Source organism: Allocoleopsis sp. (genome assembly GCF_036703385.1).
Taxonomy (GTDB): Bacteria; Cyanobacteriota; Cyanobacteriia; order Cyanobacteriales; family Coleofasciculaceae; genus Allocoleopsis.
Map to the genome: position 1 here is coordinate 1 of NZ_DATNPA010000448.1, position 6,270 is coordinate 6,270.

10 protein-coding genes and 1 riboswitch are annotated in these 6,270 nt (G+C 44.9%); of the genes, 8 read left to right on the top strand and 2 right to left on the bottom strand.

Going from position 1 to position 6,270, the window contains the following annotated elements; genetic code table 11:
• Both V6C93_RS22120 and V6C93_RS22125 read left to right on the top strand, forming a co-directional pair.
• Positions 1-619, top strand: a 619-nt coding sequence (locus tag V6C93_RS22120; RefSeq protein ID WP_333478840.1) for an AAA family ATPase, incomplete at its 5' end; no start/stop codon positions are given.
• Positions 620-975: 356 nt separating this feature from the next.
• Positions 976-1,098: riboswitch (cyclic di-AMP (ydaO/yuaA leader) on the top strand.
• 130 nt (positions 1,099-1,228) lie between these two features.
• Complete coding sequence (locus V6C93_RS22125; RefSeq protein WP_333478841.1) at positions 1,229-1,420, top strand: hypothetical protein; 192 nt, start codon at positions 1,229-1,231, stop codon at positions 1,418-1,420.
• 198 nt (positions 1,421-1,618) lie between these two features.
• Here V6C93_RS22125 and V6C93_RS22130 read toward each other — a convergent pair whose 3' ends face one another.
• The gene (locus V6C93_RS22130) at positions 1,619-2,029 is read right to left on the bottom strand and encodes a DoxX family protein (RefSeq protein WP_333478842.1); all 411 of its coding nucleotides are present in this window, start codon (positions 2,027-2,029) and stop codon (positions 1,619-1,621) included.
• A 1-nt stretch (position 2,030) separates the two neighbouring features.
• On the bottom strand, positions 2,031-3,311 hold the full coding sequence (locus tag V6C93_RS22135) for an NAD(P)/FAD-dependent oxidoreductase (protein ID WP_333478843.1): 1,281 nt from the start codon (positions 3,309-3,311) through the stop codon (positions 2,031-2,033).
• Between the two features lie 621 nt (positions 3,312-3,932).
• On the opposite strand from V6C93_RS22135, the gene V6C93_RS22140 reads away from it, so the two are divergent.
• The 6 genes from V6C93_RS22140 to V6C93_RS22165 form a co-directional block, all read left to right on the top strand.
• Complete coding sequence (locus tag V6C93_RS22140) at positions 3,933-4,121, top strand: CPXCG motif-containing cysteine-rich protein (RefSeq protein ID WP_190501014.1); 189 nt, start codon at positions 3,933-3,935, stop codon at positions 4,119-4,121.
• A gap of 343 nt (positions 4,122-4,464) precedes the next feature.
• Positions 4,465-4,881 carry a secondary thiamine-phosphate synthase enzyme YjbQ gene (locus V6C93_RS22145; protein WP_349262798.1) on the top strand — a complete coding sequence of 139 codons (417 nt, stop codon included), beginning with the start codon at positions 4,465-4,467 and terminating at the stop codon, positions 4,879-4,881.
• Between the two features lie 40 nt (positions 4,882-4,921).
• Positions 4,922-5,332 carry a XisH family protein gene (locus tag V6C93_RS22150; protein ID WP_333478845.1) on the top strand — a complete coding sequence of 137 codons (411 nt, stop codon included), beginning with the start codon at positions 4,922-4,924 and terminating at the stop codon, positions 5,330-5,332.
• The gene (locus tag V6C93_RS22155) at positions 5,323-5,703 is read left to right on the top strand and encodes a XisI protein (RefSeq protein ID WP_333478846.1); all 381 of its coding nucleotides are present in this window, start codon (positions 5,323-5,325) and stop codon (positions 5,701-5,703) included. The genes V6C93_RS22150 and V6C93_RS22155 overlap by 10 nt, the downstream gene beginning before the upstream one ends.
• 82 nt (positions 5,704-5,785) lie before the next feature.
• Positions 5,786-5,992: a hypothetical protein gene (locus V6C93_RS22160; protein ID WP_333478847.1), complete on the top strand. Its 207-nt coding sequence runs from the start codon at positions 5,786-5,788 to the stop codon at positions 5,990-5,992.
• A 3-nt stretch (positions 5,993-5,995) separates the two neighbouring features.
• Positions 5,996-6,270 (top strand): HNH endonuclease signature motif containing protein (locus tag V6C93_RS22165; protein WP_333478848.1); only part of this gene is annotated, 275 nt, incomplete at its 3' end.

Genomic DNA, 6,270 nt, shown 5'->3' on the forward strand with positions numbered 1-6,270 from the left:
CGACGAAATCGAAAAAGCTCACCCCGATGTCTTCAACATGTTGTTGCAACTTTTGGATGATGGTCGCTTGACCGATGCTCAAGGTCGCACGGTTGACTTTAAGAACACGTTGATTATTATGACCTCTAACATCGGGTCTAAGGTGATTGAAAAAGGTGGCAGTAGCTTCGGTTTTGAATCCTCCGGCAATGAATCAGAGTCTCGATACCTCCGCATCCGGGATAAGGTGAATGAAGACCTGAAAGGTTCCTTCCGTCCTGAGTTCCTCAATCGCCTGGATGAGATTATCGTCTTCCGTCAGTTGACCAGGGATGAGGTGAAGCAAATCGCCGACCTCATGCTGCGAGACATCTCCACACGTCTGCTTGAGCAAGGCATCGCGTTGGAAGTCACGGAACGCTTCAAAGACCGCTTAGTGGACGAAGGTTACGACCCTAGCTATGGTGCCAGACCTTTACGTCGAGCCATTATGCGCCTTCTCGAAGATAGCTTAGCTGAGGCGATGCTATCCGGTGAAGTTAGCGATGGCGATACCGCGCTGATTGATGTCGATGAGAATGGTCAGGTGAAAGTATTACCGAGTCAACCCAGGGAGTTGTTTCTCCAAGGTGTTGGTTAAAACGTCCCCAATCTGCCTCCGGGCATTATCAGGAAATATCCGCTCTCTGAGTATCAATATAGGGGAGCGGATATTTTTATGAACTTTTCAGAGCCTCTGCCTTCCACCTTTTGCTATCAGAAGACTAGCTGTAATACAGACATTCTCAAATCCGGTAGGTTATCAGCTTTTTTTGGTGTACTCATAGTTACAAATATTGATGTGCTAGCTTCACCGCTGACTCATGGCTAATGATGAAAAACTTAATACTTGAAAGAACCGAAAAGTTGAAAAAAGGTGCAATACAGGTGTAATATAAAAGATAATCTTTAATGAATGTGGGTAGCCTAATCCGGTCTGGTAAATGTAATCCTTTCAGTAGTCAAACGCCAGACTTCGGAGCGGAGGAACCAAATATTGGGGCGAATCTTATCTTTTAAGAGAGACACCTTCCAGCCTTAGCCCGTCAGCTAACTCCGTAGGCAATGGGAGGAGTACCATCGACACAAGCTTTTTTAAGCCGTAGTCTTTGCAATCTCCTAAGCGAATGTCACTGTAATAAAAGTGGCAGAGAATGGCTATTGCCTGACCCACCTCGCAAACCGTTACAGATTAGTGGAGGTTAGGACGATGATTTATAGACAATGGAATTTGTTCACCAGAAAAGAAGGGAATTATATTGCCGTTGACTTCACTGACCCGGACGGGAAGGTATACAGTGAACCGTTCTGTTTTTACACGCTTGATGAGGCTTTATATTACGGGAAATTGTGCATTGATCGCTTCATTCGTACCAGAATGTTGCAGCCCAAACAAAGTTAAGCGTCCTCCAAATAATGCTCCTGATAGCCGAGGGATAGACGGCTTCAGTTCTTGAGTAAAAAAACATATCTTTACATGGACAATGAGGCTTGACTCAATCATCACCAGTCAAGCCAACAGATGATGAATTGAGTTTGCTCCTACTTGGTTGACAATGCGCGATCGCACTCCAGAGACACCGTGCGATCGCTTTTACTTTCAAAGTTCAGAAGAGCTTCTAGGTTGGCTCGACAAACTGGTTCGTGCGTCCAAACTCACTGCACCGGCTCCAGCGTAATACACCATCAATAATCCACCAATCAGCCCTAAATTTTTAAGAAAAGCGATCGTCTCTTTTGGGTTAGCCCAAAAATCGTGAAAAACCAGGGTAGTAGGAATCAAGAACAGGATTAACAAAATCGCTCCCCAACGGACTTTGTAACCAAGTAATAGGGATATTGCTCCGATTAATTGAAAAACAATGTTACCCAGCAGCATCAGACCAGGCAGTGGCAATCCCCTAGCAGCAATCATCTGCTGGGTAGCTGAAAATCCCGTAATATTTTTTATGCCACCGTATAGGAATATCAAAGACAGGCAAATCCGTGCTGCAAGTGGAATGTAATTCATGTCAAATCACCTTGATATCATGTCGGCTAAATGTCGATTGGGGAAGAATTAGACATACAAAGCGATCGCCAAATAGGTAATCACAAACCCAACTGATGACCACTAGCAGACTGTTGCGTAAGCCAGGGAGATAATAAATATGGATACCTAGCCAGAGAAACCAGGCGGGAAAGCCGATTAAGGTCAGCTTCTCAGTTTGCGCGACACCTGCATTGCGTGCAATAATTGCCGCCCGACCTTTGTCCTTGTAGCGAAAGGGTTGAGGGGATAGTCCACGCAACCGCCGCTTGATATTATTTGCAACAGATGCCCCTTGTTGGATAGCGACGGGGGCGACAGCTGGCAGAGGTTGTCCCTTGTACTCTACATCCGCCACATCACCGATCGCATAAACCTGTGGTTGATTGGGTAACTGGAGAGTTGGGAGAACCGCAACTTTCCCCTTGGTAGATGGGAACAGTTCTCCAGTGGGAGGGGGTAAAGTCGCCTCTACGCCTGCTGTCCAGATAATCGTTTCTGCAAAGATAGTCGTACCATCTTGGAGATGTACCGCATTGGGAGTAACTTGGCTAACTTTGGCCTGTAGGTGAACTTTAACCCCTCTAATTCGTAGCTGCTTTTGCGTATAGTCACCCAGGCGCTGAGGGAACTCGGCGAGTAAGCGATCGCCAGATTGCAAAAGTATCACCCGCACCTGCTGCAAATCGAGTGTTGGATAATCTTTGACCAGAGGGCCATGAATCAGCTCAATTAAGGCACCCGCTAATTCTACGCCCGTTGACCCACCCCCCACAATCACGAACGTCAATAGCTGCTGGCGTTGTGTTGACTCTTTTTCCCTTACGGCTTGCTCGAAGCAGGAGAAGATATGGTTGCGTAACGCAACAGCTTCTTCCAAAGTTTTCATCGGGAAGGTATATTCCCTCGCACCCGGTACTCCTAGATATTGGGATTGACTTCCTGTAGCCAAAATCAAGAAGTCGTAAGAAATTGCAGAGTCATCTGTTTCCACAACTCGTTCGGCAAAATCAATCCGCTTTACCTCAGCCATCATGAAACGAGCATTCGGTATCCGCCGCAATACTCGGCGTACTGGGTAGGCAATTTGTTCCGGTTCCAGTTCCGCTACGGCTACCTGATACAGCAGAGGAACAAAGGTATGGTAGTTGTTGCGGTCAATCAGTAGGATTTCGACTCCAGAACGAGCCAACAACTGCGCTGCCTTTAAGCCACCAAAACCAGCTCCGACAATGACGACGCGAGGGCTTCTAGACACCGTCATGGGTTTTGTTAAGAGTTATTGACAATGATTCTGATGACTTAAGAATTTCTATTGCACCTCCCGAAAGATAGATTTATGTCAATAGTCGGTCTCGATCTGAATATGCATGTTCATCCTCAAATAATCCCTTACCATTGAGCAGTTGACAAACCATAGTTCCACTCCAGGCTAAAGTAGATAGAGTTTGAATCAGCAAAAGAAGTGGAATGGTTACCACCGCAACAAGTAGACAGCAGGCTATGATCGCAGATTTTTCGGACATGTTCGCTGACTTGAATTGGTAATTGAGTATGCGCTATCTCGGCGAATTCCTATCAAACAGCTATTGACAAAACTCCCGATTCATTCTATTGGATATCTTAAACTCTGCTTCCAGCACTATCAAAATCAGAATGAGCTGGTTAGCAGTTCTAGTTTCATAACCCCTAATCTTTATCTAAGTTCAAATTTTTTGATTAGGAGGAGCAACCCCTATCCCCGTTATTAAACTTTTCGGCTAAAAGAATCCAATCCTTTTACCAATCAGGCTTAGACATCATGAGGTGCCGACGAAGCGCAATAAAAATTAACATTTGCCTTGTAGAATTATGGCGGCACTTATGCAGGCAGGATTGAAGTGAAATGCAAAATACAGCCGAATACATTTGCGCTTACTGTGGAGAACCGAATTTAACCTTTGTTGATCTGAGTGCCGGAGGGCAGCAGTCCTATGTTGAAGATTGTCAGGTTTGTTGCCGCCCAAATATCTTATATGTGCGGATTGATGAAGACACTCTCGATATTGAGATTGACAGCGAATATGAAGGTTGAGAAAGTCTTTTAAATAGGAGTCATTTGTTGACAAAACCCTCTCGTTCTCAGGTTATCGAGAGGGTGTAAACAATGATTAGGATGCTTTGTTCGCATAACCTGAGTCTAATGAACTATTGTGAATAATCTGTGAAATGGTTTGTGGTCACTTCGCTGAAACAATTGAGTAAAATTGTGTAACTAACTGTACAAATACTTACACCTGAGATTGAATGTATGAATTGTGCTTCAATCCTTATTTAGTACTGCTTTTTTAACACGCTGTGCAATTATACAAGCGATTGCCCAAAGAACAGCGCTCTCATGCGATCGCACAATTGCCCCTCTATACTCAACTCAGATCATGGTTCATCAAGAGCAAATTCAGCTTTCCACCAATTGTCATGGACACATGCATGACATTACTGATAAGGTCAATGCCATTGTCAAGAAATCGGGTATCAAAACGGGAATGGCTCACATCTTCAATATTGGTAGTACGGCCTCTGTTGGTACGATTGAGTTTGAGCCAGGACTGCAACGGGACTTACCGGAAATCTTAAATAAGCTGATTCCACCCAGTCGGGAATACGGTCACGAGCAGATGTGGCATGATGGCAACGGACATTCTCACCTGCAAGCGACTTGGTTGGGGCCTTCGCTAACCGTGCCTGTGAAAAATGGCAAGCTAGAGTTAGGCACTTGGCAACAAATCTTCCATCTCGAATGTGATATTAAGCCACGTCAACGAAATATTGTTGTGACGATTTATGGAGAGTAGCAGGATGTGGGAGAGGAGTATAGCGATAAGTTGAACTCCTATGGTGAAAGATCGGTTTCATGATGTCGTTAGAATTGCATTAGAGAAGGAAAGTTGGAAAATTACGGCTGACCCTTATGAAATTAATGTTGATGATGTAGATTTTGAGATTGATTTAGCAGCAGAACAACTTTTGGCTGCCGAACTAGAGGAGCGGAAAATTGCTGTGGAGGTTAAAAGTTTTATTAGTCCGTCCAATGTTTCAGAATTTCATACGGCATTGGGACAATTTCTCAACTACCGGGATGCACTGGAAAAAATTGAACCCGATCGCCAACTTTACCTGGCGGTGCGCGTACCAATTTATGAAAGTTTCTTTCAACGGCGGTTCATTGCAGCTGCGGTGAAGCGATATCAACTGCGACTGATTATCTATGACGTGCAACAGGAGGTTATTATCCGATGGCTGTAGAGCAATATCGGCAATATATACGACATATCCTTTCAGAACGTGCTCAACGCTCTTCAAGGCAACGAAACGCCCAAGAGTATGAGGTACAAACTATTTTTGATTCTGAACACGATCATTACCAACTGCTTTATGTGGGGTGGCGTGGAGATAAACGCGATTTTGGGTGTATTCTGCACCTTGATATCAAAGGCGGAAAAATCTGGATTCAGCATGATGGCACAGAAGAAGGAATTGCTAATCGACTAGTCGAAATGGGAGTGCCTAAGCAGGACATCATTTTGGCATTCCATGAACCTTACGTGCGCCAGTTTACTGGTTTCGGCACGGGTGAGGAGGTTCTCTACGAGACGGCAAAGCCAAACGCAAGTTAACATCATGCAAGCATAGCCCCCAAGGTGTCTGTTTGGTTTACACTTGCTCTACAAGTGGTTGCAATTTCACTTTACGTTCCATATGCCTGAGATAATTGAGATACCTGTTGAACTGACTCACTTTCAACTTCCTAAAGCCGTTCAAGAGCGTCTTCAATTTTTGCTGGATCGCCAGGACATAGGTGAAGAGCTTACTCAAGCAGAGCGACGGGAAGCAGAAGGACTTGTCGAGTTAGTAGAGTTTTTATCACTACTTCGCTTGCGATCGCAACGTGTTACGAAGCAGTGATTAATGACAACGATTCCAGCATCTTTACGTCGATTGGTTATTCAAAGAGCGGGCGAGCGCTGCGAGTATTGCCGTTTGTCCCAAGCAGGGCAAGAAGCTGCTTTTCATATCGACCACATTATTCCTATAGTAGCAGGTGGTGCAACTACAGCAGATAACTTGGCACTTGCGTGCGTGTCATGTTCGCTGCGTAAAGCTGCCCGACAAATGGTTGAAGATCCACAGACGGGTGAAATGGTATTAATCTTTAACCCTCGCCAACAAGTGTGGAAAGAGCA